Origin of the sequence: Candidatus Hinthialibacter antarcticus (genome assembly GCA_030765645.1) — a bacterium.
GTDB classification, from domain to species: Bacteria; Hinthialibacterota; Hinthialibacteria; order Hinthialibacterales; family Hinthialibacteraceae; genus Hinthialibacter; species Hinthialibacter antarcticus.
Genome location: JAVCCE010000059.1, coordinates 20,919 through 47,526, shown reverse-complemented (window position 1 = coordinate 47,526; position 26,608 = coordinate 20,919). Strand labels below are relative to the sequence as shown.

Sequence of the window (26,608 nt, the reverse complement as noted above, 5' to 3'; positions counted from 1 at the left end):
AGGTTCCCCTAAAAGAAATAAATCAAATCTTGAGAGGATTAGTATAAAAGAAATCTAATGAAAAATTGAGAGGGGCTGGATATTAGTTTTATTTCAGGACATGAATCTTTTTATTCTGCATTCAACTATTTTGACCAATCTTTGACCTTAAGCCCAACAACACGACTAAAGGAATTATCGTTTGTGACTAAAGTAGCGTTTACCGATAAAGCATGGGAGGCGATCATAGTATCCAGATTCCCCATCGGCGTCCCCGCCCTGGCTAAACTCGCGCACAAAACAGCATATTCTATTGCCGCCCGTTCATCCCAAGGCAAAATGGCTGGCCGTAACAAAAACTCACGAACCAGGTTCTTAAGATTAATCGCTTCGGGTTTGAGTTCGATTCCATACAATAATTCGGCTTGTGTTATTACCGATACACAAACATTGCTCAATGGGACCCTGTTTAATCGTTTTCGAATGTTTGGGTTGCCGCCGCGAATCATAAAACTCGCGATGTTAGTATCAAGCATGTATAAAGTTGGCCTGACCATCGCTAAAGATCACGCACTTGCGCGACTTCGTCTTGTCTATCTAGCAAGAAATCCTTTGCCCCGCTGGTTTTGTCAGCCAAGGCAAAAAATCCTGTCCATCCTTCGGGCTTTTCGGTGAGAATGACCTCGCCAGTTTCTTCATTTTTTCGAATGTACACTTCTTTTGTATTAAAGCGATAGTCGACAGGAAGCCGGACCGCCTGAGAACGCCCATTCATAAACACTTTTCCCGTATCGCTCATATTGCCCTCCACTTGATATACATCAATAGTATATACCAACCAAAATCAATATCAAATCTCTTTTTATAACAATACCTAGATGGTTTGAAAGCGTTTGCGGAGAGCAATTCATTTCTTCAATGGTTACGGCCTTGATTCCAGGCTTGTGAAGAAGGCATGGCGCGAATCCTTGCACTTTATTTAATCCTTACTCAATCGTAATGACAAAGGGGGTAATAATCAAGAAATTTTCTTATTGAGAAAACACTATCGCGGAAAAATGTAGTGAAACGAAAATATTTTGTTGAACTGATATCTAGTTTTCCAGGAAGTACAACTTTTTTGCTCGGGGGCTTTTGAAAAAAAATTGCGGAGCCGCTCCGGTTTGGGTGCGGGCGGCTCCGCATAAACATAGGGGTAGGTCGGGTTTATCACGGGGAAGTGATAAGTTTTATTTCGTTTGGTTTATCCGAGCCAACGGATATCGTCTGACTTCGGCGACGCTAAGCGAATCGGGCAACCACGGTTTTCGAGATAGCGCTGAAAGCGTACTGTGTTTTGGTTGCCGTCGTTGTAACGGGCGGTCGGCTCTTGTTTGGCGCCATGGTTGTCGTCGTTGCGTACGGCGTTTCGTTTATCTCTTGAAATTAACATAGTCCTTACCTCAAACACCAATCCAATAAATGCGGCCTCATGATGATGTATCGTTCGCGTCAGCCGGATTACTAACTAATACGTTTCTAAAGTGAAAATATTTTCATTTTTTTTTATTTATTTTTTCTCCGATGAAATCCGTTACGTAACAAACAGCCGATTCGTTGACAGCGCTTCGCATTGCTCTGATAATCGCAATCATCACAAATACAGGAACCTACAATGATTCGAGTGATTGCTTTTTCCGTTTTTTTCCTATTGGTTGCCACCACATCAAACGCCGTCGAAATCGAGCGCTGGCATCCACATACGTTTCATTTCACCAGCGAACAATCTGTCGAAAACCCGTTCGAGGTCGCATTCAGCGCGACGGTACAACCGCCTGCTGGCGAGGCGTTCGAGACGCTTGGCTTTTACTCTGGAGACAACACCTGGTCGCTGCGTATTGCCCCCAACCAGACCGGAGCCTGGAGCCTCCAAACTCATAGCGACCAGAAACCGCTCGAGAACCAGCGCGTCGAATTCACCTGCACCGACAACACAAACCCGAACGTGCACGGCGGGCTGACAATTGATCCCGAACACACACGCCATTTTGTTTATGAAGATGGAACTCGCTTTTTTTTAATGGGATATGAATGCGACTGGCTGTGGGCGATTGATTTAGCAACCCCCAACCTGGATCGGACGCAGAATTTCATCGACCATATCCAGACATTCGGCTTCAACTACATCATTCTCAATGCGTTTGCTTTTGATACGTCCTGGCAAAAGGGTAATACCAGCCCTGACGACTTCGGCCCGCCCGCGATGGTTCCCTGGGAGGGGAGCAATTTTAATCCCGACCATTCGCGGCTCAACTTGAAATATTGGCAGCACTTCGACCAAGTGGTCGACGCCCTCTTTCAACGCGGCGTGATCGCCCACCTGATGATTAAGGTCTACAACAAAGAAGTAAAATGGCCGGAATTAAAAAGCGCAGAAGACGACCTCTATTTCAAAAACCTGATCGCCCGGTATGCGGCCTATCCAAACATCGTCTGGGATTTCTCAAAAGAAGCCCATCTTGAAAAAGACGTTGCGTACAAACAAGACCGGATGCGCCTGGTTCGAGAGCACGACCCGTATCACCGCTTAATCACCGTCCACGACGACAACCCCGCCTACGAATCCGGCGCATATAATGGCATCGTTGATTTCCGCTCCGACCAACAGCATAAAAATTGGGGCGCGACCCTGCTGCAACAACAAAAACAACATCAATGGCCCATCGTCAACGTCGAGTATGGCTACGAACACGGGCCGGGCGGGTTGGAAGACAAAACCTGGCGCGTCGCCCAAACGCCCGAAGAAGTAGCGCGCCGCACCTGGGAAATCGTCATGTCAGGCGGTTATCCCGTTTACTATTACACTCATACCGCCTGGGATGTTGTAAAAACACAACACACGCCGCCGGGGTATCATTATCTGAAAAATTTGAAGGACTTCTTCAAGCAGGTTCCATTTTGGCAAATGACGCCCAACCCGAAAATCGTCAACAAAGGCTTTTGCTTAAATATTCCCCAGAAGGAATACATCGTCTATCAACAAGCGCCGTTTGAATTTGAGCTTTTTGTGGAAGGATTATCAGCCCCCATGCGGGCGCAGTGGTTGCGTCCCTTTAGCGGAGAAACGTTGAGCGCAGGAACACTTTTAAACGGACGCAACAGGTTTACTCCGCCTTCAAACTGGAAAGCCGGGCCTGTGGTTCTTCATGCCAAGTAAGGCGAATTACAAAGCCGCTTCTACATCCGAGGGCGAACCCAATTTGCAGCACGGGCCATGATTTTCAGCTAACAAACACACAGGTCGGCTCGAACCGCATTCTGGACACGCGCCAGGTGGACAACACCCCATCTCGACTTGCCAAGTATGATTGCAGTCGTCGCAACGGAAATCACGCATTTCTACGTATTCCACGTTGCCGCCGCCAATCCGTATGGCTTTTCCTTCGATGAGTGCGCGACCAATCTTTCGGCGGGCGGATTGCACGATCCGCCCAAAAGTGGCGCGGGACACCTGCATGCGTTTGGCTGCCTGCTCGTGATAAAGCCCTTCAACATCGGCGAGACGGATTGCTTCCATCTCATCCAGGTTGAGTTTTTCTTCACCGAGCTTGCGCAACGGGATACCCTGAGGCTTAAAGAAATAAGCGCCCGGCTCTGATTCTATTCGCCGACAACTCTTAGGTCGGACCATCGTTCCCCATCATTACAGAAGACATATTAAAGCGAATGAATAATAATACGACAGATTCCATTATATATAAACGGTCAGGTTCACTTTTTTTTCTCAGCCCCTTGAACCGTTTTCAGGCTGAATCATTCTTACTGGTCGCACCATTTTAGCAGATTTTACCAAGATTGATATTCTGAATGGTTCTTTAAAGGAGAAGCGCCCATGTTGCAGTGGCTCTCTGAAGTTTTTTTGACAATTAGCGTATGGGAAATTATCGGCTATACCGGCCAAGTCATGTTCGCATCCAGTTTTCTGGTGCAATGGGTTGTCTCAGAAAAACGACGTGAAAGCGTTGTTCCCGCTGCTTTTTGGTATCTGCGCACTGTTGGCGGTTTGATTTTATTGTCCTATGCATTTCACAAAGAAGAACCGGTGTTTATTGTGGGTTTATTGTTTAACAGCATCATTTATGGAAGAAACATTTATTTCATTCATACAAAAAAGCAGACAGCGTAAAGTTATTCTTCGGCCACAACGGGTTCAGGGTTAGCAATGCGATACACTTCAAACGATTCCAAAAATTCATCCTGCATGATGCGGTATGGAATATTATGCCCAAATAGACTTATCGTTGAATAAAATCCGGCGCCCCAAAAATTCTGCGTCCGCACGGGCGCGTATCCCTCATAAGTGACCTCGTCCACCAATTCCTGGCGGGAGAGATAGTCCCGGTCCTGCTCAAACACGCGCCCTTTATCCACCCGATACGGAACAATCAAAACATCCCCTTCATTGGGGAACTCACCCAAACGCATTTGACGTAATCCCGCCCGGTTCGCATATTCCTGCCAGCCCCAGTGACCGACGTACCAGGTTTCATGCTCATCCGACAGCCATTCTTCCTGGGCGCGGACGGCGAAGTTGCGATAGGTGGCGGCGTATTCATAATCAGCCCGTTGAATCACTTGGGCCGCGAAGAACTGCACCGCAAACAATATCGCGACCAGAAAATGAATGGCGGAACTCAGTTTTTTATTTTTGGTTTCGTTCAGATAGCGGGCCGCAAGCAGAACAAGCGGCGGCAATACAGGAAGCAAATGGCGCACCGCTTCGAAAGGCACAAACAGAACGCAAAACACCAACGGCGCACACACCCATGCAAATAAAAATAAAGAGTCCGCGTGCTTGCCCGGTTCAAATTGTTTGATCCAACCCGAACCAACGCGAATTCCATCAAACAGCAGGATAAACAACAGCGCAGAACCCGAAAGCGCCCACAGCAGGTATTCGTTTTCTACCTCGCCCAGGTATTGGTTGATCGCCAGCCACCACAACGGCGCCAGCAAGACCGCGCCGATCCACGCGGTCCAATCTCGACCGCCAACTGCTCGCACCAACAACGCCGGGAGAAGATATAAGACGCTTCCGATAACCAAAAAGGCGCCGTAGAGTTTGTCTTGCCATGAGATGCCCGACTCGCTGCGCCGTTCTAACAAGAGATAGATGATATGCACGGAGCCATACGCGAAAACATTTTGCAAACACCAGAGAACAATGATCGCGACCGCAGGCCAAATCCACACCGCAAGCCGGTATTTTTTTTGCAACAACGGATATAAAAACAATACCGGCAAGGTGATGACGGCGGAGTATTTCGTCAGCACCGAAAGGCCGCATAAAACCGCGCCGGCAATCAACCAACGGCGTTGTTCTTTGTCTACGCCCATCACAAACAATGCAACGCCCAGCGTCGAAAGCCCTACCGCAGGAACGTCGCGCATGACGTTTCCCGAAACGACCACGGCGGGGCTTGCCAACAAAAACGCTGCGGGCCAAATCGAGTCCGCGCAAAACCGTTTTGATAGCAGCACCGCGCCTACAGCCAGGCAGAATATAAAAATACTCATCACCGCATGAAGCGCGACTTCATCCCCGCTCGACATCCACACAAACGGCGCAAGGCAATAACTCAAAAACGGCGGATTGGTGGTGACCTGCCAAAGCGGCTGCAACTCGCCAAACCAATCGAAGTTGCTGCCAAACGGCCGCAATGGATTATTCAACACATTGCGCGCGACTTCCAACACCACCGTATCGTCAATATGAAACGGCTTATTGAGAAACGGCAGCGTCCCCAATAGCGCAAAGCCAATCGCTTGGATCCAAACCACGCGTTCTTTATGCGCAACGGGTTGTTCAGCCTGTATCCGATAGGTGACGGTATAGAGTGAAAATGCGATAGCGGTCAAAAAGATAGAAAGTTCAATCATGCGTCGAGTCGCTCGTTTATGTAATAAGGCGGTTCATCTTCGCGGCGATAAAACGTAATCAGTTCCGCGATTAATCCTAAAAAAATTGCCTGAAACCCCATGAGAATACAGAGGCCGCCCACGCCAAGCGCGACCGCGCCTAAGACAACATGCTGCAACGCAATGGCGCCCGCGCCGAACAAAAATATCAGCAATCCGATCAATCCGAAACAAATTCCAAAACGCCCCAACAAATGAACCGGGCGCTTCAGCGACCGCGTGATGAATAACACCGTACCGAAATCCAAAAAGCCGTTGAGGATACGTTCCATCCCAAACTTGCTATGCCCCGCCCTGCGCGGATGATGAACGACCGGCAGTTCGGTAACGCGAAATCCATACCGCGCCGCCCAGACGGGCAGAAAGCGGTGCATCTCGCCATACACGCTGAGTTGGTCGACCACTTCGCGGCGATAGGCTTTTAAACCGCAATTGAAATCGTGCAGTTTGATGCCCGTGAACCAACCGACAATGCCATTAAAAAATTTTGAAAAGATGAGTTTTGACAGGGGGTCTTTGCGGTCGCGCTTCCAGCCGGAAACCAAATCGAAGCCTTCTTCTAACTTATGATATAAGCGAGGCAGTTCAGCGGGGTCGTCTTGCAGGTCGGCGTCCATGGTGAATACGATCTCGCCGCGCACATGGTCGAAGCCCGCCGCCAGCGAGGGCGACTTGCCGGAATTTTTTCGGAACCGAAATACGCGAACGCGCGCATCGTTCTCATGGAGTTTTTTCAATACATCGTATGAACCGTCGCGGCTGCCGTCGTCCACAAAGAGAATTTCAAACGGACGCTCCAGCGGCTGCAACGCAGCGCAGATCTGTTCATACAACGGGCGCAAAGTATCGCGCTCATCAAACAATGGAATGACAACTGAAAAATACGGCGACTCTAAATTCATGATGCAATATCCCAGATTGGCGTAACGCCAAAGTTGCATTCATTCTAACAAATGACAACCATGATGATACCGAAAGCGGCTGTATTTAAGAATATCGTATCGTATCGTGGAAAGGCTAATTTTAAGAGAGGATAAACGATGTGGGACAAGCGTTGACTACGCCATCATTTCATCGGCTCCGCCGCGATTAATGACGATTTCGCCTGATTCTTCCAGGCGGCGAATGATCGCGACGATCTTTTGCTGGGCTTCTTCAACCTGCTTGACGCGCACCGGCCCCATAAATTCCATATCTTCGCGAATGTTGTCCGCCGCGCGCGAAGACACGTTGCTGAAGATTTTGGTTTTGACTTCTTCGTTGCCGCCTTTGAGCGCAGTGGCGAGTTCTTTCAAATCGACTTCACGCAACACCATCTGAATGGCGCGGTCGTCCAACAAGATGACATCGTCAAAGGTGAACATCAGTTTTTTGATTTCGACGGCGAGTTCCTGGTTTTCTTCTTCCAGCGTTTCCAGAATTGATTTTTCAGTTGCGCGATCCACCCGGTTCAGCAGTTCCGCCAACGCTTCGATACCGCCCGCCACGGAGAACTCCTGCGAGAGGACGGTCGCAATTTTTCGTTCTAACACGCGCTCGACTTCGGAAATAATTTCCGGCGAGGTCTGGTCCATGGTCGCGATGCGCAGCGCAACTTCGGTCTGCATTTCAGGCGGCAGCGCCGACATGATGACCGCCGATTGGTCATATTCGAGGTGCGCGAGAATCAACGCAACCGTTTGCGGGTGTTCGCTCTGAATAAAATTGAGTAGGTGGTTAGGATCAACCTTTTTCAGGAAGTCAAACGGCGTCCCTTGCAGCATCCCCTGCAAGCGCTCGATCACTTCCATCGCCTTGCCTGGCCCCAAGGCTTTTTCGAGAATTTCGCGGGCGGCGGAAATACCGCCGTGGCTGACGTACTGCTTGGCCATCGCGGTATGGTAAAACTCTTCGATGACCTGGCCTATCAGTTCCTGCGGGACGTTGCCGATATTCGCGACTTCGAGGGTAATCTGTTCGATTTCATCGTCAGATAGACAGCGATAAACGTCCGCAGAGATGTCCGGCCCCAAGGTAATCATGAGGATGGCGGCTTTTTTGCGCCCGGACAGCTTTGTTTTTTCTTTTGCTCCACGAACCATCGGTCTATCTCATCGAAAATTTAGGGTCTGTCGATAGTATCGGCGCCTAACTTGAAATTGTAAAAGGTTTTTTGTGATTTCATAGGCATTTTTCGCTGGATGAGCAAACAAACGCCCTCTCGGCGCGAAAACCAAGAGGGCGTTGAAAGATTTCGAAGCAATGCGTATTTATTTCAGCGCATACAATCCACGACCGGATTTTTTGACGGCGCCGCTGCTGACTTGTTTTTTCAGTTCCAAATACAACACGCGACGCGGGTCTTTTGACTTTGATTTATACCCGGCTGTTTTCAACGCGGCCATAATTTCTTCGATTTTCATCGCGTCTTTTGATAAGACTTCCAGCAAGTAACCTTTTAAAGGCTTCTTGGCGCTGCCGGGCTTCCGGCCTGGCTTGCTCAAGCGGGGACGACCAGGGCCGCGCCCCGTTTTCTTGCCAGGCTTAGGGCCGCGCTTGGCCCCCGGTTTTGGACCGCGTTTGGCGCCGGGTTTGGGGCCGCGTTTTTTGGGCGCTTCCATTCCTGTCAGAGCAGCCAACGCAGTGCGAACCTCTTGCAGTTTTGCTTCGGCTTCGATTGCGGCTTTATCTTTTACTAATGACAGCAATTCGTCTAAAGAATATGTACTCAGGATTGTTTTTGAATTCGGCTTAATTGGCATTTCGTTGGCGCGTCCTTTCAAATTGTCTTAATTATTTAACAGAAGTATAGAACTGGAAATAATTTTGTCTATATACAAAGTATAATTTATTATTTCGGTTTTTCCAAATTATTTTCACCACTTATTGTTAATTCAAGATCAATTAATTTTGATAAAGAGTTTTTTACCCGCAAATGAAATTTCTCTAACGGATTATTAAGAGCGTTTGTCAAAAAATTATGCGGAAATCGCTCCCGTAGGTCTCAGCAGTTACGGAAATTCAATCCGCACATAATCCTGGCAACCACTATAGAAGATATTGTTAAACATTCTGGTTCATCCGGTAAGTGAGTACCTACATTGATGGATGGACATGATTTTGGTTATGAAAACCTATTCCGGCATATCAAAAATTGAAAAACCAAATATGGGCATGGGTGCAACTCTGGGAGCGCCTGTGCATAAGGGCCTGAAAGCCCGCACTGAAGCGAGCAGAGTTGCGCCCATGCCACATGCAGCGAAACCTCAATTCAATTTATTAAAATAAAGCATCCAATTTACGGAAGAATCAACATTTTGCTTATTTTTTATCCGCTTCCCTAGCCCAACGACTGCCTTTATTTATCATAATTTCGCCCTCTGGGCTTACGTCTAATGTTGACTATCGTTTCTAAGTTTGATAGCGTTCATCGAAGTATAATTTTGCAACGGATAGACAAAAAAATAATGAATTCTTTCAAACGGTTTTTTGATTTCATCGGCATCGGGGCGGTTTTGTTTTTCTTATGCGTCTTATTTACTTTGCAATCTGATATTTTCCCTACACCGCGCAATCTTTCAATGATACTCGTACATACATCTGTCAATATTATTATTGCAGCGGGAATGACCTATGTCATTTGCGCGGCGGAAATTGACTTATCGGTTGGATCGTTACTCGCATTGTGCGGCATGACCACCGCGATGATATTAAAACTCGATCCCGAAACCGGACGCAACATTCCCATGGCGTTCGCCGACGCGCTAACTTCGCCGCTGCCTGATTTGTTTTATGGAAACCCGACTTGGTGGGCGCTTGCGGTACTATCGTTTTTGTTTTTAGCCTTACTACCCGGCGCACTCGCAGGCGGCGCCAGCGGTTTTATTGTCGTACGCTTCGGCGTCCCCAGTTTTATTGTCACGCTCGGATTTATGTTAATTTTGCGCGGGCTCGCTCGCTGGTTAACAAATGCGGCCCCCATTACCGGAATGCCGCCGCAATTCATGCAAATCGGCGCGGGCGTCTTGTATGAATTTTGGGAATTTCGCATTACCTACAGCGCAGTCATTGCGCTAAGCGTTGCGCTATTGGCCGCCGTCGTGCTCGCGTGGACACGCTTTGGGCGCCACGTGATGGCAGTCGGCGGCAACCGCCAGGCGTCATACTTAAGCGGCGCCCCGGTGGCCCGAACCCGCTTCATGGTGTTTGTTGTGTCGGGGCTTTGCGCGGCGATTGCGTCAATTATTCAGACGTCTCGAATTTTCATGGGAGACCCCAACGCAGGCGAAGGCTATGAACTCGACGCCATCGCGGCAGTCGTCATCGGCGGCGCCAGTTTGTTCGGCGGCAAAGGCGGCGTGATCGGCGCTTTGTTCGGCGCGCTCATTATCGGTGTATTGCGAAACGGCCTCGAACTCATGGAAGTCACTGACCACATCAAACAAATGGTCATCGGGGGCATGATTATCTTTGCGGTGCTGCTCGATTATTACCGCCGCCGATTGTACGGAGAATCGGATTGATTCCGTCCCTGCTATCTATATAAATCCATCTATCGTACAATGTGAGGTGGATAAAAAATAATAATAATTTGGTCCATCGTTTTGGGAGGAATATTGTGAAACGACGCACGGTAATACAACAACTAAGCGCAATCTCCGCGACGGCGCTGGCTCCCGCTTCGTTGCTCGCTCAAGGGAAAACTTACAAAATCGCGCTGGTGATGAAAGCGCTGTCCAACCCGTTTTTTCACGCCATGGAAGTCGGCGCCCGCGAAGCCGCAAAAACACTTGGCGTTGAATTATTTGTTCAAGGCACCAACAAAGAAACGGACGTCGCTCAACAAGTCAGCATCGTCGAAAATTTTATGACGCGCGGCGTCGACGCGATTGTCATCGCGCCTGCAAGTTCGGAAGGGCTGGTTCCCGTTTTATTTCGCGCACAAGCACAGGGCATAAAAGTGGTGAACATTGATAACCCTCTCGACGAAAAAACCAAGAAGCAATTTAATTTCCAATGTCCGTTCGTTGGGTCAGACAACGCGATGGGCGCATCTCTCGCCTGTCATGATCTCGTCGCCGCGATGGGCGGGCAGGGCGAGGTCGCGATCTTAGAAGGCATCCCCGGCGTGATAAACGCCGAGTTGCGAAAACAAGGCGCCCGCCGAATCTTAAACGCAGAGCCAAAAATCCAAGTCGTCGCGTCGCAAACCGCTGAGTGGGAAACAGAACAAGGCTATCAAGTCTTCAGCAACATGCTGACCGCGCACCCCAACATCACCGGGTTGTTCGCCTCAAACGACAGCATGGCGTTAGGCGCCATCCGCGCCATTGACGCCGCAGGCAAAACCGGACAAATCGCGGTCACGTCTTATGATAATTTAGACGCCGCCCAAGAAGCGGTCCTTGCAGGCGCCATGATTTCAACCATTGACCAACATCCTGAAAAGATGGGCGAATTCGGCGTGCAAACAGCGAAAGATATTTTGGATGGAAAGACCGTTGCGGATTACATTCCAACCCCGTTGGAAGTGATCGACTTCCGGTCGTTGTCAATGAAGTAGATACAGAACATCTGACGTTAGATGCTTCACGCACCCTATATACAACAAGAGGCTTGGGTATGTCTCTGTGAGCGCCTGTGCAAAGAGGGCGAAAAGCCCGCACCGAAGCGAAGAGAGACAAACCCAAGCCTCAAGAAGATTAACGAATGATTTCGACTCTCAATTCTTTCGTTCTAATTACCGAAACTGCTGCAGAAAGCGCACGTCGTTTTCATAAAAATGACGGATATCTTTGATGCCGTATTTCATCATGGCGAAGCGTTCGATTCCCAAACCAAACGCAAATCCTGAAAACTTTTCGGGATCATACCCGGCTGACTCAAACACCGCAGGATGCACCATGCCACAGCCGAGAACTTCCATCCAGTCCGAACCTTCGCGGCGGATATCGACCTCAGCGCTCGGTTCCGTAAACGGAAAATACGAAGGGCGCAAACGGATTTCGATATTGCTCTCAAATACGCGGCTCAGCAAATCGTCGAGCGTTCCCTTTAAATGGCGAAACGAAATGTCAGGCCCGACAACGAGACCTTCCACCTGGGTGAACATCGGCGAGTGGGTGACGTCGGAATCACAACGATACACGCGCCCCGGCGCAATCATGCGCAACGGCGGCGTGTGCGACTTCATATAGCGAATCTGCACCGGCGAGGTGTGCGTACGCAAGACATGCCCGCTCTTCATCCAGAAGGTGTCTTGCATATCCCGCGCCGGGTGGTCGGACGGAATATTCAACGCATCGAAGTTATAATACTCTTCTTCGATCTCCGGCCCTTCGGAGATGTCATATCCCATCGAGTAAAATATTTCTTCGATCTCTTCGAGCATCATCATCAATGGGTGCCGGGCTCCGCGACGCACCCAGGTTCCGGGGAAAGTTACGTCAACCGCATCGCGTTCGAGCTGCGCCTCGGACTCAACGCGCTTGAGGTCGAGCAGTCGCGACTGATAGACGGCTTCGAGCGCATCCGCCACTTCATTGGCTGTCTGACCGACTACGGGGCGTTCTTCGTTCGAGAGACCGCCCAACCCGCGCAGGATGCCTTTGACCACGCCTTTTTTGCCGAGATATTTTGTGCGCGCTTCATACAGCGACTGGGGGGAACCCGCCGCGTCAAAGTCGGCGGCGCCTTTTTCTTGCGCCTCTAGAAGTTGCTTCTGCAATTGCTCCCGTTCAGACATGATGATGAATCCTTATTGGTATTTTTCTCGTTAATTCAACAACAAGAGGCGGGGCCGCGCGGCCCCGCCTCTGAATGCGCTTCAGTTGACATGCAAAGATCGAACGGCTTACGCCGCCATCGCCTGTTGGGCGACCTGAACGTATCCACGAAATGCATCGGGATCGCTGATTGCGAGTTCAGACAACGCTTTGCGGTTGATCTCAACGCCTGCCTTAATCAATCCACCCATCAACACGCTGTAAGACGTGCCTTCTAGTTTTGCGGCGGCGGCGATGCGCACGATCCACAAACGGCGGAAATCGCGTTTGCGATTGCGGCGATCACGATAGGCGTATTGTAAGGCTTTATGAACGCCGTGACGGGCGGAACGCAGCTGATTGTTGCGCCCTTGGCGAAAGCCTTTGGATTGCTTTAAAACTTTTTTGCGCCGGCGGCGCGACGCGACCTGACTTATAGCGCGCGGCATGGTATCTCACTCCTTTTTATCTACGGTCTTTCAGAAGGCTTTTCGGGATGAAAAATTAAATGGCTTTCACAGTGACCCGAAGCCTGAAATTTCTCAATTTACCCGCACGCCAACATACGCTTGACGCGCTTCTCTTCTTGTGCGCAAACTAAGGTTTGTTGACGCAAGCGGCGTTTTTGCTTGGTGGTTTTACTAGAACGGCAGTGGCGCAAAAAGGCGCGTTCGCGTTTAATTTTTCCGTTCTTAGTTTTACGGAACCGCTTTGCTGCTCCGCGGTTGGTTTTCATCTTGGGCATGGTTCTGCTCCGTTAAGGTTCAATTTCTGTTTCTACGGTTGCGGGACTCTCCGCATTATCTACATTGACCGGATTCGCGTCGTTTTCGATGTGACTGTCTTCGCTATCCGATTTTTTTACTTTTTTTGGAGGAGCGGGCGTCAGAGTCATGTTCATCACTCGGCCTTCCATCCGTGGGTGTTGTTCAATCAACCCAACATCTTGTAAATCATCAACCACGCGGTCTAAGACTTTACGGCCCAGGTCTTTGTGGGCCATTTCACGTCCGCGGAATTGCATGATGAAGCGTACTTTATCGCCATGCTCTAAAAATTTGACTGCATGATTGATTTTAAAATCATAATCATGGTTGTCGATGCGCGGGCGCATTTTAATGTCTTTGACGACAATTTGCTTCTGTTTTTTCTTGGCCTCTTTTTGTTTCTTGGCCAGTTCATACTTATATTGTCCGTAGTCCATGATGCGACAGACATGCGGCTTGGACTTCGCGCTGACTTCGACAAGATCAAGCCCTGCCGCTTCAGCCATCGCAATCGCCTCAGGGACAGTTACGACCCCGGCGTGTTCCCCTTTTGAATCAATGAGGCGAACCTGATCTTCGTGAATTGCATCGTTGATCCGGGTAGTATCGCGCTCACGGCTCCCCCGTCCAGTGAATCGTTTCTTAATACGCTTTCACGCTCCTCTCTTCGCCCCAAGCTACACTAATTGACCGAACCGGTATTGGGTTGCGGCGGCTGCGCTTGAGATTTTATATGTTGAAGGGCCTCATCAAGGCCCATCACGCCTAAGTCTTTTCGGCCCCGTCCACGAACAGCGATAACGCCGTCAGCGGCTTCTTTTTTGCCGACGATGAACATCACGGGGACCTTGTTTGATTCCGCTTCCCGGATTTTATAACCGATTTTCTCGTTCCGGTCATCCAGTTCAGCGCGAATTCCCGATTGAATCAAGCGCTGCAAGAACGATTGAGCATACTCAATTGGGTCATCGGTGATGGTCAACACCTTGGCTTGCACGGGCGCGAGCCAAGTTGGGAAGGCGCCTTTGTAGTGCTCAATCAGGTTGCCCATGAAGCGTTCCATCGAACCGAGCACGGTGCGGTGGATCATAACAACCCGTTTTCGTTCGCCATCAGTGTCAATATAGTCCACTTCAAAGCGTTCGGGTAGGTTAAAGTCGAGTTGAATGGTCGGGCCTTGCCATTCGCGCCCAAGCGCGTCAAGCAATTTCACGTCGATCTTGGGGCCGTAAAATGCGCCGCCGCCTTCTTCGACGCCATAAGGGGCCCCGGTTTCATCGAGCACTTTTCGCAAGGCTTCGATCGAGAAGTCCCAGATTTCATCGGAGCCGATCGACTTTTCAGGGCGCAAGGCCAGGCTGAGTTTATATTCAAAGCCGAAGGATTTCATCATATAGTCGGCCAGTTCAATCACGCCTTTGATTTCGGCTTCTAACTGATCGGGACGACAGAAAATGTGCGCATCATCCTGCGTAAATCCGCGTACGCGCAGCAAACCGTGCAACACGCCGGAGCGCTCGTAACGGTAGACCGTGCCCAGTTCCGCATAGCGGATCGGCAACTCGCGGTAACTGTGAAGATGGCTTTTATAAATAATAATATGCCCCGGGCAGTTCATCGGCTTGGCGTAATAATTCGCGCCGTCGATTTCCATGGGGGCGTACATGTTCTCGCTGTAATTTTCGAGGTGGCCCGATTGGATGAACAGGTTTTCGCGCTGAATGTGCGGCCCGTAGACCAATTCATACCCCGCGCGGTAATGCTCATTGCGCCAGAAGTTTTCGATTAGGTTCCGCACCCGGGCGCCCATTGGGTGCCACAACACCAGACCGGCCCCGACGTCTTCATGGATGCTGAACAAGTCGAGTTCTTTGCCTAATTTCCGGTGGTCGCGTTCTTTGGCTTCTTCGAGCCGTTGCAGATACGCTTCCAGCGCTTCTTTGCTGGGGGCCGCCGTGCCGTAGATGCGCTGCAGCATCGGGTTGTGTTCATCGCCGCGCCAATACGCGCCTGCGCTGTTCAACAATTTAAAGTGTTTTAGATAACCCGTGTCTGGAATATGCGGCCCGCGGCACAGGTCGCTAAAATCGGCTTGTTTATAAAAACTGACCGTTTCTTCTTCGGCCAAACCTTCTAGCACTTCAACTTTGTATTCGTTTTTTTCGTTTTTAAAGAGTTCAATGGCTTCAAGGCGCGACATCTCATAGCGCTCGACCTTGATCTTTTGCTGCGCTTTTTTGCGCATGCGCTTTTCAATTTTTTGCAGGTCGTCCGGCGTGAATGGCTTGGGAACGTCAAAATCGTAGAAGTAACCGTCTTCAATCGACGGGCCGATGGTCGGCTTCGCTTCCGGGAACAATTCAACAACGGCTTGCGCCATCAGGTGAGTGCAACTATGAAAATAAACTTCCTGACCGTCCGGGTCGTCCCAGGTCAAAAATTCAACCCCGGCGCCCGATTCAACCGGACGCTTCAGATCAACCACCACACCGTCAACTCTGGCGGCGACCGCATCCTGCGGCAAATCGGCGTTGTCTTGCATCCACTGCTGCGGCGTGGTTCCAACCGCAACTTGCAGGGGCGCTTCGCGTCCAGCAACGCTCAAATTTAATATGTCTGAAGTCGTTATATTCATTTTTTTAGTGATGAAAAAAGAGACCTCTACTGGGTCTCTTTATTGGTTTTGCTACGCCGATAGACGTGTACTTCAAGAAACCTTGGGTCCTACTGGATTCGAACCAGTGACCTCTTGCATGTCAAGCAAGCGCTCTAACCAACTGAGCTAAGGACCCCGATTAATTTAACTCGAATAGTATATTCGGCGCTTCAAAAGAGTCAACGCCGGGCGCCAACTCAAAACGCATAAATTCCGTAAAATTGGGTCACTCTGCGGCTTATTGGGCTTACAATTGCCATTCAGCAACGAACACGGTAGGATATTAACAAGAATGAAAGGAGAAGAACCTGTGAGTTTTATCACCCAGTTTAAAATTTGGTGGTCCCGCATGATCTCAATTTCGAAAGGCGACGCCTTTTTGTGCGACTCGTGCAAGTGGAACTACGGCAGCATTTGTACGCGCCCTGAAAAGCCAAACGCCAGAAAATGCCCCGACTACAAAGGAAAATAAACGCTAAATTCAAAACGAAAATATCTTCTTCAATACAAACACTCAACTCCACTTACAGTAAATACGGCAAAACGCCTGCGTAACTATACCGCCTGTTTATTGAGTTCCAAAATAAATTGAAGCACTTGCTCTGGTTCGGGCATCCTCCCCGGCCCGACGTCGCCGGATGCGAGATCGCCTTCGGCAGGCGGCATGATATGTACGCCGTCGGCTTTCAGAGTTTTGATATTGCGCTGGGTGGCGGGATGCGTCCACATCTGATGGTGCATCGCTGGAACCATCACCAGCGGGCATTGCACCGCAAGCAAAGTGCTTGATAGCAGGTCGTCTGCGAGGCCGTTGGCGGCTTTTGCCAGCGTATTGGCGGTCGCAGGCGCCACAACGACGAGATTCGCCCACTCCGCCCAATGAATATGGCGGACATCATGCAACGGCAGTTGGTCGAACAAATCCAAACCGACTTCATTCTCCGACAAGGTCGCCATTGTGAGCGGCGTGATGAATTTTTCCGCAGCGCTCGTCATAATAACCCGCACTTCGGCGCCCTGCTTTTTCAACAAACGTACAAACGTCGCGGTTTTATACGCCGCAATGCCGCCCGTCACGCCCACCAGAATATGTTGTTGGTTGAGTTTCATGTCTTGGTTCCTTATTTCCGCCAGATTGATTCTAACTGGATGGCCAAACGCTCAGCAATCGCCTCTCGCGAGGGCAAGGCGGCTGACACTTCGGTTCTCTGCTCACTTGAAACCATCATATAAGCAATATGCGAGTCTTCGCAAACCTCTTCCAAGCGATTAGCAATTACGATTTTCGCTTGGCTGCGCGCCATCAGATTTTCCGCTCGCGCGGTTAATTCATCCAGCGAAATTCGGCTTTCGAGTTTAAAGCCGACGATCAGCGTATCCGGCGCCCAATGCTGAATCTGCTCGATCAGTTTTTCGCCGCGTCGAAAGATCACCGTCCAAACATCATCGCTGGACGATTTTTTCCCTTCCACACGTTCGGGGATGTAATCTAACACCGCCGCCGCCATGATGACCGCGTCAACCGCGCGATCCTTTAAGCGCACTTGAAGCGCCTGCTTGAGTTCATCCACGGTCTCAAATGGAGTAACAACAAGCCCGCTGAGTTGCTGTTGGGGATACAACGCGGGCGCGGTCAGGCTGCCCCGTCCCGCCAGTTGTTCGACCCGGGCGCCGCATTGATGCAACCTATAGGCAATCACGCTGCCCAGGCGTCCTGACGACTTGTTCGTAACCGTGCGCACATCGTCTAGCGGGGCTGAAGTCGGCCCCGAAGCGATTAAAATAGATTTCCCGGTTAGCGGTTTCATCCTCACCTGTGTTCTAAGACTGTCATGACGGCAATAGGGATTTATGATACAGTCGCCTATAAATTACTGCAATTCAAGGATGTTTATTATGCGTTGGACAATTGTTTGTTTGGTGTTTGTATTTCTATTCGGCTTGAGCGGGAGCGTTGACTGCCAACCGATCAATCTAAATAACCTGCCAAGCGGCAGTAAAAACATCCAGAGCGGGATGGCGCCCAACAATCAACCAGAACTCGATATACAGGTGCAAACGATTGACAATATCATTGGCGGCGCGGTGGATGACATCGCATTTTCTCTTCCATTTCCCGGCATTGAATCAATTTTTCTCGACAGCGTTTATATTCTGCAAGGCGAATTTGCAGATACAAACTTCCCTATAAACTTCACTCAAGCCCCCAACTTGGCGCGCATTATCACCATACATGGAGAAGACGACACCGAATTCGGATTTAGCGTCGCGAACGCGGGAGACCTAGACCGCGACGGCTTCGGAGACATTGCCGTCGCCGCGCCCTTCGCAGGAGAAGCGGGAGTCGTATACATTCTCGGCATTGGTACCAGTCTGCAACTCGATCCCAATAATCCAAAAGTCAATCCGAATACCATTAATCTTGGCGATCCACAAGATCAAGGTTTTATTCTTCTCACATTAGGAGGCACGTTCAGTATGCCGTTGCGGCAACCACTGGGACCAAGCGCCGATATCGACGGCGACGGTTTGTCAGACATCATTCTTCCCGCCCCCGCATTCTCTCGAACCTTAGATGGAGATGAAATCCTTGGTTACATCATTTATGGCAGCGAGGACATCTTAAACACGACGTTTCGGATGGACGAACTCGACCCTGAAAACACGCTGACCCTCATTACGCCGCCGATTCCAGACGATGGGCGTTTGAACACTAATTTCAACCCCATCGTGCAGTCTCCCGGCGACATCACAGGAGACGCGCAAAACGACGTCATCGTCTCGCTGGGTTACGCTTCTGAGGAGCCCTATTTTGCCTCGCTCTATGTCTTACCGGGCGGAGAACGCCGCGTCGGGACCTGGGTAGCGGAGGTCACAGGCGTCGGCGACGCGCAAATTGATCTGCCCTTGTTTGTTGAACGCAACGCTCATGCGCTCAATCAAATTACAGGCGGCGACCTCAACAATGACGGCGTTTCTGATTTGGTATTGAGTTTTGTTCAGGCGGACGCCAAAGGACAGGATGATTCGTCCGGCGCCGTGGTTGTGGTTCCCGGCGGGCAGGACATCACCGGCGCCCTGAGTTATGACGCACAATCAGAGCGGATCACCATGCTAGGACACGCCGTCCCGAAAGCGCAATTTGGACAATCAGTCTCCGTCCGCAACAACCGCCTATTGGTTGGCGCGCCGCAGACGTTTTCTCCTTTTGTACAAGGCGCTTCTACGGGGGCGGTGTATGTGGGCCATGAATCCTCACTGGGCGCCAACATCAGAGACTTGAACGCGCCATTACGCATGGACGCGGCGATCTATGGACAGTTTGATGAACAGCGCCTGGGCGCATCGCAAGATTTTTTTGTCGACCGTTCGGGCAATCTGAAAGTCGTCGTCAGCGCCGCTGGTGATGAGAGTTTTCCAGACCGGGTTGGATATATTCTGCCGTTTCATTCGGTTGGAGGCGATGTCAACCAAGACGGACGCCGCGATAAGAACGACCTCTTTACCATCAGCCGTTTTTGGCAGGATGCGCTTCCAGGCGATGGTACTACAGTAAGTGCATTGCAAATTCTCAACGCCATTTTGGGGCTGCAAACGTATTAGCACGAATCAGATGAGAGCAGCCCTGGAATGTGTCGTTTTGTTTATGCTGTTTTGATATCCCCCCGGCGTCTTCGACGCCACCCCCCTTTTTTTAAGGGGGGCGTTTACCACCAATGCGATTGACTTAATCATCGCCCGGGGGGATCAGCAGAGGAGTGGCCGAATCAGATGAGAGTTTCCCTTGATTTCTTGCCTATTGGTTCATTGATTATGATTTTATGTACCACAGATTGCTTCAAGGGCTGTTCGTTTCGCGGCCTTGGCTCGCCACCCGGCGGTTCTTAAAAACAATTGAGCGGACTGTGGGAGGGCGAGGCTCCCGCCGAGCCGCAAGAATGAGAAATGCGTACTGTTTTATCCGGCTCACCAGGAGGTTCGCCCTCCCCACGAAATCAAAACATTATCTGAATTAGGATTTCTCAAGCAGAACCTTTATAGTGGTTGCCAGAATTATGTGCGGATAATGAAGCCAGCCCTTGAAATATTGCTTGAATGTGTCGTTTTGTTTATGCTGTTTTGATATCCCCCCGGCGTCTTCGACGCCACTCCCCTTTTTTTAAGGGGGGCGTTTACCACCAATGCGATTGACTTAATCATCGCCCGGGGGGACCAGGCAATTGCGAATTTCCCTCCCCCTAAACGCAAAACAGGGCGGTTGCAAGCAACCGCCCTGTTCACACAAACCCAAACTGGGGTTCTTTTTTCGTGAATTAGAAGCTGTAGATCACTTCGAAAGCGATGGTGTCTTGGCTGTCGGTCATTGAACCAGCAGCGCCATCATCCGCGAAGATGTCTTGGTCGGAGTCATCGTGACGGTATTCGACGCGAGTCAAGAGGCCGTCAACAACTTCGTAACCGAGGGTAAGGGTGACTTCCCAAACTTCAACGTCAGTCAAAGCGCCTGCGAGGAAGCGGGTGTTGTCTTCGTCGTTCATCCATTCGCCGCGAACCGCACCGTAGAGTTTGTCGGTGATGTCATAGCGAGCGTAACCAGCAACGCCCCACCAGTCGGCGTCGCCGCCGCCTACGCCAACGTCTTCGGAGATGCCATAGTCAAAGTTGGCGCCGAGCATCAGTTGGTCGGTGGCTTGCCAATTGGCAACCAAGTCATACAGAAGGGTGTAAGAACCATTGTCGCCGGCCATTTCCGGGCCATAAGCGATTGAGTTCTGAATGTAGATGTCGTCAGTCGGCATGGTGCGGACTGCAACATGGTGGGTCAGGCTGTCGTTGGTGTCTTCGACTGTGTCCCAACCTTGGGTCAGGCCGTAGCTAACTTCCCACATTTCGTTGATGGTGTAGGTCAAGCGGGCGCCTGTGTGTGTGAAAGGAACCCCGAGGCCAAAGAGGAAGGAACGGCTGTACTGATCGTTCGCGCCGCTCTCAATGACTTCGTAGCCGTGCCATGTGGCGAAACGACCGAGGTCGATGGTCAAGCCATTGCCAACCGGAGCGATGTAGGAGATGTAGGCTTGATAGATGTTCAAGTTGCCATCATCCAATACGCCGTCGCCGCCGCCGATTAATTCTGCGTCTTCGCCATAAAGCATGTCGACGCGGAAACCAACTTCGTCAATGTCTTCCGGCAATTTGTCAATATAGAACTGGAAGGCGTGGATGTCAACGAAATCGCCGTCATCGGTATCGAAGGTGCGGTACGAATTCATATCGGTGTTCGGATCGTTCAAGTTGTAGGTTGAAGCGACGTCCAAATAACCACCCAACTCAACGCCCCACAGCATGTCTGCTGTAGCATCTGCGAGAGGGCCAGCGCTAACAGGCAAAGCCATCGCAACTGCCAATACTGCACTCAGAAACAGTTTGCTTTTCATAATACTTTTTCTCCTTAACTCTTTTTCAGAGCATTTGAATGACCACTTCGGGTCAAGTTTTCTATGAATCATTCTATGGGAACTTGTAACCACGTCAATCAAAAAGCTTCAAATTCATCACAAAACTGTTACCTAAATACCACACTTTCTAAAAAATGCCACACTATCGGCTACCTTTAAACGAATGACACAGGAATTTCAACCTAAATCCAACACGCCGCAATAAACATAACGTGCTATTTTAAAATGACTTAGAACTCACGCCCCAATACTGCCTACAGTATTATTTATATTTTGGGAATGCAATCTCGAAATAGTGGATATAGTACAAAAATAAGGCTCATCCGGTATTTGATTACAAAAACGTATTCCGGCATGGGTGCAACTCTGGAAGCGCCTGTGCAAAAGGGCCTGAAAGCCCGCACTGAAGCGAGCAGAGTTGTACCCATGCAGCATGCAGCGAAATTTCAATTCCATTTATAAAAAACTACTCAGTTTTCGGAAGAACCAAAAAAAAACACTGCGATCATCGTTGCTTGCTTGTTTAGAGGCTTGGCAAGCGCATTTACGGCGCCTACAATGTGAAATCGCACAAATTTAGGTATTTAACTGTTATGCACCAGCCCACGTTTGACCAATTCAACGCCCTCTCACAACAGGGAAACAGCATCCCGGTGAGCCGGGTCATCATGGCCGACCTCGAAACACCCGTTACCGCATTTATGAAACTGGCGCATAACGATCCCCATGCCTTCATGCTTGAAAGCGTGGAACATGGCGAAAAACTGGGCCGGTTTTCATTTATTGGCTTTAGCCCGTCGCACCGTTTCATCAGTCGCGGCGACACGCTGACGGAATACCATGATGGAAACGAAACCACCCACACGGTGAAACGCGGCGAAGACCCCTTACACCATCTCGAACAATTCACCAAACGCTTTCAACCCGCGCCCGTCGAAAATATGCCGCCGTTTTACGGCGGTCTGGTGGGTTTTCTTGGCTATGAAATGATCCAGTTTTTTGAAAAACTGGATTTCAATAATGAAGACGCGATGGCGACCCCGGATTCGGTTTTCTTTTTCGCCGACACCGTGATTGCATTCGACCACTTTGACCGCACCATTCGCGTCATCAGCAACGCCTACATCGACGGCGACGTTCAAGCCGCCTACGATGAAGCGGTCAAGCGAATTGACGAAGTCGTCGAAAAATTAAAAGCGCCGCTTCCGCAAACCAGTTTCGGCGCCGGACGCGACGACAACCCCGTCTTTCGCTCAAACGTCGAGCCGGACGCGTTCAAACAGTCAGTAGAACAAGCCAAAGAATATATCCGCGCAGGCGACGTCTGCCAGGTGGTCATCGGCATCCGCAACCAGATGGATTTTAAATCGACTCCGCTTGACCTTTACCGCGCACTACGCCGCGTGAACCCGTCGCCGTATACATTTTTCTTCCGTTGCGATGACATGTGTCTGGTCGGCGGGTCGCCGGAAATTTTGGTCAAACTCGAAGACGAGCGCGTCACCTACCGCCCCATCGCCGGGACGCGGCGGCGCGGCAAAACGCCCGAAGAAGACCTGTTCTTTGAAAAAGAACTCATCAACGATCCCAAAGAACAAGCCGAACATATTATGCTGGTGGATTTGGGCCGCAATGACATCGGCAGAGTCTGCAAATTCCACACGGTCGAAGTGACCGACTTAATGTACGTCGAGCGCTACTCGCACGTCATGCACTTAGTATCCAATGTCGAAGGCGTCATGCAAGACGGCTGCAACGGTTTCGATGTGATGCGGGCGGTCTTCCCTGCGGGTACCGTCACTGGCGCGCCGAAAGTTCGCGCCATGCAAATCATCGAAGAACTCGAAACCACAAAACGCGGGCCTTACGCGGGCGCACTGGGCTACTTCGGCCTCTCCGGCGACATGGATTTCTGTATCACCCTGCGCACCATCGTCACCGTCGGCGCCACCGCCTACGTGCAAGCCGGAGCGGGCATCGTGGCGGATTCGGAACCGGAGTTAGAATATAAAGAGTGTATGAATAAAAGCCGGGCGATGCTGCGGGCGATTGAACTGGCGGAAAGTTCGAAGGAATAATTATGCTGCTCGTTCTCGATAACTACGATTCGTTTACGTATAATCTGGTGCAATATCTGGGCGAACTCGGCGCCGAGATGGAAGTGTTTCGCAACGACGAAATCACGCCGGATGAAATCGCCGCGAAAGACCCCAAAGGCATCCTCATCTCGCCCGGCCCCTGTACGCCGGATGACGCGGGCATCTCACTTGCGGTGATTGAGCGCTTTCATCAAACCAAACCCATTTTTGGCGTCTGCTTAGGCCATCAAGCCGTCGGGCAATATTTTGGCGGCGTCGTTAAACGCGCTGACCGCATTATGCACGGCAAAACCTCGCTGATTTATCACAAACGCCAGGGCATCCTCGAAGGCCTCGACAATCCATTCGTAGCCACCCGATACCATTCCCTACTGGTCGAGCGCGAAACCTTCCCCGATTGTTTAGAAATCACCGCAGAAACCGACCAGGGCGAAATTATGGGGCTGCGTCATAAAACGCTGCCCATCTTTGGCGTTCAATTCCACCCGGAATCAATATTGACGGTCGAAGGCAAACGCCTGTTAGCCAATTTTCTTGAGATGTTATAGAACATAATATATAACATTTAGCAAGAAATTCTGCATAATAGACATATTTCTTTTACACCCGCATCCAAGTATACTATAATTATTGAAAACACAAAAAGTCGCAAAAAATACGCACACTGGCATAAAAACAAACATCAAAGCATATTCAACATCAGATGGTTTTCTTCTATGACTTCTTCATCAGTGCTACGCGCTATGCTTATATCTATCTCAAGCGCTTTTCTATTAGGTTGCGCTTGCTACTTCTTTCTAGATATAATCCTTGGCGATTGTATGTTCTTCACCATTCTTCCGGTACTTACAGCCTCTCAACAATTCAAAAAACGCTACTATTTGATAGGTTTAGCAATCAGCATTGTGCTCTGCCTGATCATCTTTTATTACCAATCAAGCAATTTTTGGCGATCGACGGAAACACTAATTATCGTTTCAATTTGCCTTGTCTTGATTTCAGAATCTTTTTTCTCCATTTCTCAACGCTTTCGAAAGACCGTTCAAGACTTAGAAGAAAGCCAAGCCATGTTGAAAAGCGTGGTGCGCGCCGCCCCGGTTGGCATCGGTTCCGTCAACAACCGGGTTATCAATTGGAGCAATGAGCGCCTGTCAGAAATGCTTGGGTATTCAAAAAGCGAGCTACACAATCACAATGCTCGTTTTCTATACCCAAGCGAAGAGGAATACATTCGCGTTGGAGCGATTAAACACCCCCAAGTAGAGAATCACGGCATCGGGACCGTTGAAACGCAATGGAAACGAAAAGATGGAAGCATCTTCGATTTGCTGCTCAGTTCATCCGCACTGAATCCAGCCAATCTCTCAGATGGCATGGTATTCACGGCGCTTGATATTTCCGAATTCAAAAGCGCTCTGCAACAAAACGCTATGCTGGTCAAAGCGATTGAACACGCAGCCGAAAGCGTGCTAATCACAAACACCGACGGCGAAATTCAATATGTAAATGAAGCCTTTGAAACCACGACCGGATATTCAAAAAACGAAGCCCTCGGTCAAACGCCCCATATTCTCTATAGCGACAAACACAGCGATGAATTTCACGAGAATATCTGGAACACATTGCGAAACGGCCAAATGTGGAAAGACCGGATTTTTAGCAAACGCAAAGATGGAAAAACATTCCCTTGCGATTTGACTGTTTCTCCCGTCTTTGACGACAATCATGCGATGGTGAGTTTTGTCGCCGTCATGCGCGACGCCACCCGCGAAACCGAACTGGAAGGACAACTGCTTCAAGCGCAAAAGTTGGAAGCCATCGGGCAACTTGCCGGCGGCGTTGCCCACGACTTTAACAATCTAATGCTGGTCGTGACCGGCTATGGCGAACTCGCCAAAGAGCGCCTCGATAAAGACCATCCCATACAATCTGATTTAGACCAGATCATCCATGCCGGCGAACAAGCGGCGGCCGTCACCCGGCAGCTGCTCGCATTCAGCCGCAAAGAAATGATTCAACCAAAAGAATTCAACTTAAATGAACTATTGCAGCAAAGTGAAAAAATGCTCAAGCGTTTTTGGGGTGAAACAGTTTTGCTACATTTATATTTGGAACCTGACCTGGGTTTAATCACATTTGATCCAAGCCAAATGGAGCAAATCGTCTTAAATTTGACCTTGAATGCGCGAGACGCCATGCCGAAAGGCGGAGCGATCACGATTGAAACCACGAACATCGTACTGGATGAATCGTATGCGAAACGGAAATTCAACATTGAACCAGGCGCCTACATTCTCTTGTCAATCAGCGACACCGGTTCCGGCATTGACAGCCAATCGCTTCCCCATATTTTTGAACCGTTTTTCACCACAAAGAATCCTGAAAAAGGCACCGGGCTGGGTCTCTCAACCGTGTATGGCGTCGTCAAACAAAACCACGGCCATATTTCAGTCTATAGTGAATTAGAAAAAGGGACCATATTTAAACTCTATTTCAAACGCTCCAACCACATTGCAGAGCCGACTCAGGCAGCATCAACAATCCCTGAAATAAAACGCGGATGCGAAACGATTTTACTGGTCGAAGATGACTCCGCCGCGTGCGAATTCATTTTTGAAACTTTAAAAGAAAATGGATACAACGTCATTGCCGCCCGCCAATCGGATGAAGCGATTGAGGCATTTCAGACGTCTGAGATTCGGATCGATTTATTATTAAGCGATGTAGTCTTGCCCTATATGAGCGGGAGAGAGTTAGCCGACGCGCTTTTGCTGAAACAACCGGATTTGCCGGTATTGTTTATTTCCGGCTATACCGCAAACGCCGTGGTCCATAACGGGACGGTTAACGAAGGCGTTCATCTCTTACAAAAACCGTTCACGCCGTTGCAATTAAACAAGGCAGTACGCGAGCGGCTCGATTCACGTTAAAGAGAACAATTATACTGATT

Annotated in this window: 26 protein-coding genes and 1 tRNA gene; 10 read left to right on the top strand and 17 right to left on the bottom strand. The window is 49.9% G+C overall.

Features of this window, described 5'->3' with window-relative positions; translation table 11 throughout:
- Window positions 1–125: 125 nt before the first annotated feature.
- The 3 genes from P9L94_14240 to P9L94_14230 form a co-directional block, all read right to left on the bottom strand.
- A complete protein-coding gene (locus P9L94_14240; GenBank protein ID MDP8245239.1) occupies window positions 126–515 on the bottom strand; it encodes a type II toxin-antitoxin system VapC family toxin in 390 nt (129 codons plus the stop codon).
- 23 nt (window positions 516–538) lie between these two features.
- The gene (vapB, locus tag P9L94_14235; GenBank protein ID MDP8245238.1) at window positions 539–778 is read right to left on the bottom strand and encodes a type II toxin-antitoxin system VapB family antitoxin; all 240 of its coding nucleotides are present in this window, start codon (window positions 776–778) and stop codon (window positions 539–541) included.
- A 444-nt stretch (window positions 779–1,222) separates the two neighbouring features.
- Window positions 1,223–1,411, bottom strand: coding sequence for a hypothetical protein (locus tag P9L94_14230; GenBank protein MDP8245237.1), 189 nt, complete (start codon window positions 1,409–1,411; stop codon window positions 1,223–1,225).
- A gap of 222 nt (window positions 1,412–1,633) precedes the next feature.
- On the opposite strand from P9L94_14230, the gene P9L94_14225 reads away from it, so the two are divergent.
- A complete protein-coding gene (locus P9L94_14225; GenBank protein MDP8245236.1) occupies window positions 1,634–3,175 on the top strand; it encodes a DUF5060 domain-containing protein in 1,542 nt (513 codons plus the stop codon).
- Window positions 3,176–3,181: 6 nt separating this feature from the next.
- On the opposite strand, the gene P9L94_14220 is transcribed toward P9L94_14225, so the two are convergent.
- Complete coding sequence (locus tag P9L94_14220; GenBank protein ID MDP8245235.1) at window positions 3,182–3,649, bottom strand: DUF134 domain-containing protein; 468 nt, start codon at window positions 3,647–3,649, stop codon at window positions 3,182–3,184.
- 201 nt (window positions 3,650–3,850) lie between these two features.
- On the opposite strand from P9L94_14220, the gene P9L94_14215 reads away from it, so the two are divergent.
- On the top strand, window positions 3,851–4,144 hold the full coding sequence (locus P9L94_14215; GenBank protein MDP8245234.1) for a lipid-A-disaccharide synthase N-terminal domain-containing protein: 294 nt from the start codon (window positions 3,851–3,853) through the stop codon (window positions 4,142–4,144).
- Between the two features lie 2 nt (window positions 4,145–4,146).
- On the opposite strand, the gene P9L94_14210 is transcribed toward P9L94_14215, so the two are convergent.
- The 4 genes from P9L94_14210 to P9L94_14195 form a co-directional block, all read right to left on the bottom strand.
- Window positions 4,147–5,898, bottom strand: coding sequence for a glycosyltransferase family 39 protein (locus P9L94_14210; protein MDP8245233.1), 1,752 nt, complete (start codon window positions 5,896–5,898; stop codon window positions 4,147–4,149).
- Window positions 5,895–6,839 (bottom strand): glycosyltransferase family 2 protein, encoded by a 945-nt coding sequence (locus tag P9L94_14205; GenBank protein ID MDP8245232.1) that lies wholly within the window; start codon window positions 6,837–6,839, stop codon window positions 5,895–5,897. Before P9L94_14205 ends, P9L94_14210 begins: the two co-directional genes overlap by 4 nt.
- Before the next feature lie 156 nt (window positions 6,840–6,995).
- Window positions 6,996–8,018, bottom strand: coding sequence for a flagellar motor switch protein FliG (gene fliG / locus P9L94_14200; GenBank protein MDP8245231.1), 1,023 nt, complete (start codon window positions 8,016–8,018; stop codon window positions 6,996–6,998).
- 168 nt (window positions 8,019–8,186) lie between these two features.
- Entirely contained in the window at window positions 8,187–8,678 is a 492-nt protein-coding gene (locus tag P9L94_14195; protein MDP8245230.1) for a hypothetical protein, read from the bottom strand.
- 346 nt (window positions 8,679–9,024) lie between these two features.
- Between P9L94_14195 and P9L94_14190 the strand changes: the two genes are divergently transcribed.
- From P9L94_14190 to P9L94_14180, 3 genes are all read left to right on the top strand, one after another.
- Window positions 9,025–9,204: a hypothetical protein gene (locus P9L94_14190; protein MDP8245229.1), complete on the top strand. Its 180-nt coding sequence runs from the start codon at window positions 9,025–9,027 to the stop codon at window positions 9,202–9,204.
- A 179-nt stretch (window positions 9,205–9,383) separates the two neighbouring features.
- Window positions 9,384–10,439, top strand: a complete 1,056-nt coding sequence (locus P9L94_14185) for an ABC transporter permease (GenBank protein ID MDP8245228.1) — start codon at window positions 9,384–9,386, stop codon at window positions 10,437–10,439.
- Window positions 10,440–10,534: 95 nt separating this feature from the next.
- The gene (locus P9L94_14180) at window positions 10,535–11,479 is read left to right on the top strand and encodes a substrate-binding domain-containing protein (GenBank protein ID MDP8245227.1); all 945 of its coding nucleotides are present in this window, start codon (window positions 10,535–10,537) and stop codon (window positions 11,477–11,479) included.
- Between the two features lie 177 nt (window positions 11,480–11,656).
- Here the strand turns inward: P9L94_14180 and pheS are convergent, their stop codons facing one another.
- The 6 genes from pheS to P9L94_14150 all read right to left on the bottom strand — a co-directional run bounded on the left by pheS (window position 11,657) and on the right by P9L94_14150 (window position 16,239).
- The gene (pheS, locus tag P9L94_14175; protein MDP8245226.1) at window positions 11,657–12,661 is read right to left on the bottom strand and encodes a phenylalanine--tRNA ligase subunit alpha; all 1,005 of its coding nucleotides are present in this window, start codon (window positions 12,659–12,661) and stop codon (window positions 11,657–11,659) included.
- Between the two features lie 108 nt (window positions 12,662–12,769).
- Window positions 12,770–13,129 (bottom strand): 50S ribosomal protein L20, encoded by a 360-nt coding sequence (rplT, locus tag P9L94_14170; GenBank protein MDP8245225.1) that lies wholly within the window; start codon window positions 13,127–13,129, stop codon window positions 12,770–12,772.
- Window positions 13,130–13,227: 98 nt separating this feature from the next.
- Window positions 13,228–13,425, bottom strand: coding sequence for a 50S ribosomal protein L35 (rpmI, locus tag P9L94_14165; GenBank protein ID MDP8245224.1), 198 nt, complete (start codon window positions 13,423–13,425; stop codon window positions 13,228–13,230).
- Window positions 13,426–13,437: 12 nt separating this feature from the next.
- On the bottom strand, window positions 13,438–14,094 hold the full coding sequence (gene infC, locus P9L94_14160) for a translation initiation factor IF-3 (protein MDP8245223.1): 657 nt from the start codon (window positions 14,092–14,094) through the stop codon (window positions 13,438–13,440).
- A 35-nt stretch (window positions 14,095–14,129) separates the two neighbouring features.
- Window positions 14,130–16,082, bottom strand: coding sequence for a threonine--tRNA ligase (thrS, locus tag P9L94_14155; protein ID MDP8245222.1), 1,953 nt, complete (start codon window positions 16,080–16,082; stop codon window positions 14,130–14,132).
- Window positions 16,083–16,165: 83 nt separating this feature from the next.
- A tRNA-Val gene (locus tag P9L94_14150) sits at window positions 16,166–16,239 on the bottom strand.
- 156 nt (window positions 16,240–16,395) lie between these two features.
- Here P9L94_14150 and P9L94_14145 point away from each other — a divergent pair.
- Window positions 16,396–16,575, top strand: a complete 180-nt coding sequence (locus tag P9L94_14145) for a hypothetical protein (protein MDP8245221.1) — start codon at window positions 16,396–16,398, stop codon at window positions 16,573–16,575.
- A gap of 83 nt (window positions 16,576–16,658) precedes the next feature.
- Here the strand turns inward: P9L94_14145 and coaBC are convergent, their stop codons facing one another.
- Complete coding sequence (gene coaBC, locus P9L94_14140; GenBank protein MDP8245220.1) at window positions 16,659–17,213, bottom strand: bifunctional phosphopantothenoylcysteine decarboxylase/phosphopantothenate--cysteine ligase CoaBC; 555 nt, start codon at window positions 17,211–17,213, stop codon at window positions 16,659–16,661.
- An 11-nt stretch (window positions 17,214–17,224) separates the two neighbouring features.
- Window positions 17,225–17,911, bottom strand: a complete 687-nt coding sequence (locus tag P9L94_14135; protein MDP8245219.1) for a phosphopantothenoylcysteine decarboxylase — start codon at window positions 17,909–17,911, stop codon at window positions 17,225–17,227.
- 88 nt (window positions 17,912–17,999) lie between these two features.
- Here P9L94_14135 and P9L94_14130 point away from each other — a divergent pair, with 88 nt between their 5' ends.
- Window positions 18,000–19,706: an integrin alpha gene (locus P9L94_14130; protein MDP8245218.1), complete on the top strand. Its 1,707-nt coding sequence runs from the start codon at window positions 18,000–18,002 to the stop codon at window positions 19,704–19,706.
- Between the two features lie 710 nt (window positions 19,707–20,416).
- Here P9L94_14130 and P9L94_14125 read toward each other — a convergent pair.
- Window positions 20,417–21,538 carry a porin gene (locus P9L94_14125; protein ID MDP8245217.1) on the bottom strand — a complete coding sequence of 374 codons (1,122 nt, stop codon included), beginning with the start codon at window positions 21,536–21,538 and terminating at the stop codon, window positions 20,417–20,419.
- Window positions 21,539–22,152: 614 nt separating this feature from the next.
- On the opposite strand from P9L94_14125, the gene trpE reads away from it, so the two are divergent.
- The 3 genes from trpE to P9L94_14110 all read left to right on the top strand — a co-directional run bounded on the left by trpE (window position 22,153) and on the right by P9L94_14110 (window position 26,588).
- Window positions 22,153–23,637, top strand: coding sequence for an anthranilate synthase component I (gene trpE / locus P9L94_14120; protein MDP8245216.1), 1,485 nt, complete (start codon window positions 22,153–22,155; stop codon window positions 23,635–23,637).
- Window positions 23,638–23,639: 2 nt separating this feature from the next.
- Window positions 23,640–24,206, top strand: a complete 567-nt coding sequence (locus P9L94_14115; protein MDP8245215.1) for an aminodeoxychorismate/anthranilate synthase component II — start codon at window positions 23,640–23,642, stop codon at window positions 24,204–24,206.
- A gap of 273 nt (window positions 24,207–24,479) precedes the next feature.
- Window positions 24,480–26,588: a PAS domain S-box protein gene (locus tag P9L94_14110; protein MDP8245214.1), complete on the top strand. Its 2,109-nt coding sequence runs from the start codon at window positions 24,480–24,482 to the stop codon at window positions 26,586–26,588.
- Window positions 26,589–26,608: the final 20 nt, after the last annotated feature.

Excerpts from the sequence above, each read along its gene's own strand:
- P9L94_14190 (MDP8245229.1), top strand. The coding sequence starts at position 9,025 with ATGGACATGATTTTGGTTATGAAAACCTATTCCGGCATATCAAAAATT.
- coaBC (MDP8245220.1), bottom strand. The coding sequence starts at position 17,213 with ATGAAACTCAACCAACAACATATTCTGGTGGGCGTGACGGGCGGCATT.
- vapB (MDP8245238.1), bottom strand. The coding sequence starts at position 778 with ATGAGCGATACGGGAAAAGTGTTTATGAATGGGCGTTCTCAGGCGGTC.
- P9L94_14110 (MDP8245214.1), top strand. The coding sequence starts at position 24,480 with ATGTTCTTCACCATTCTTCCGGTACTTACAGCCTCTCAACAATTCAAA.
- trpE (MDP8245216.1), top strand. The coding sequence starts at position 22,153 with ATGCACCAGCCCACGTTTGACCAATTCAACGCCCTCTCACAACAGGGA.
- rplT (MDP8245225.1), bottom strand. The coding sequence starts at position 13,129 with ATGCCGCGCGCTATAAGTCAGGTCGCGTCGCGCCGCCGGCGCAAAAAA.
- P9L94_14185 (MDP8245228.1), top strand. The coding sequence starts at position 9,384 with ATGAATTCTTTCAAACGGTTTTTTGATTTCATCGGCATCGGGGCGGTT.
- P9L94_14215 (MDP8245234.1), top strand. The coding sequence starts at position 3,851 with ATGTTGCAGTGGCTCTCTGAAGTTTTTTTGACAATTAGCGTATGGGAA.
- P9L94_14220 (MDP8245235.1), bottom strand. The coding sequence starts at position 3,649 with ATGGTCCGACCTAAGAGTTGTCGGCGAATAGAATCAGAGCCGGGCGCT.
- P9L94_14230 (MDP8245237.1), bottom strand. The coding sequence starts at position 1,411 with ATGTTAATTTCAAGAGATAAACGAAACGCCGTACGCAACGACGACAAC.
- P9L94_14225 (MDP8245236.1), top strand. The coding sequence starts at position 1,634 with ATGATTCGAGTGATTGCTTTTTCCGTTTTTTTCCTATTGGTTGCCACC.
- P9L94_14240 (MDP8245239.1), bottom strand. The coding sequence starts at position 515 with ATGCTTGATACTAACATCGCGAGTTTTATGATTCGCGGCGGCAACCCA.
- thrS (MDP8245222.1), bottom strand. The coding sequence starts at position 16,082 with ATGAATATAACGACTTCAGACATATTAAATTTGAGCGTTGCTGGACGC.
- rpmI (MDP8245224.1), bottom strand. The coding sequence starts at position 13,425 with ATGCCCAAGATGAAAACCAACCGCGGAGCAGCAAAGCGGTTCCGTAAA.
- P9L94_14125 (MDP8245217.1), bottom strand. The coding sequence starts at position 21,538 with ATGAAAAGCAAACTGTTTCTGAGTGCAGTATTGGCAGTTGCGATGGCT.
- P9L94_14115 (MDP8245215.1), top strand. The coding sequence starts at position 23,640 with ATGCTGCTCGTTCTCGATAACTACGATTCGTTTACGTATAATCTGGTG.
- pheS (MDP8245226.1), bottom strand. The coding sequence starts at position 12,661 with ATGTCTGAACGGGAGCAATTGCAGAAGCAACTTCTAGAGGCGCAAGAA.
- fliG (MDP8245231.1), bottom strand. The coding sequence starts at position 8,018 with ATGGTTCGTGGAGCAAAAGAAAAAACAAAGCTGTCCGGGCGCAAAAAA.
- P9L94_14205 (MDP8245232.1), bottom strand. The coding sequence starts at position 6,839 with ATGAATTTAGAGTCGCCGTATTTTTCAGTTGTCATTCCATTGTTTGAT.
- P9L94_14135 (MDP8245219.1), bottom strand. The coding sequence starts at position 17,911 with ATGAAACCGCTAACCGGGAAATCTATTTTAATCGCTTCGGGGCCGACT.
- P9L94_14195 (MDP8245230.1), bottom strand. The coding sequence starts at position 8,678 with ATGCCAATTAAGCCGAATTCAAAAACAATCCTGAGTACATATTCTTTA.
- P9L94_14130 (MDP8245218.1), top strand. The coding sequence starts at position 18,000 with ATGCGTTGGACAATTGTTTGTTTGGTGTTTGTATTTCTATTCGGCTTG.
- P9L94_14210 (MDP8245233.1), bottom strand. The coding sequence starts at position 5,898 with ATGATTGAACTTTCTATCTTTTTGACCGCTATCGCATTTTCACTCTAT.
- P9L94_14145 (MDP8245221.1), top strand. The coding sequence starts at position 16,396 with ATGAAAGGAGAAGAACCTGTGAGTTTTATCACCCAGTTTAAAATTTGG.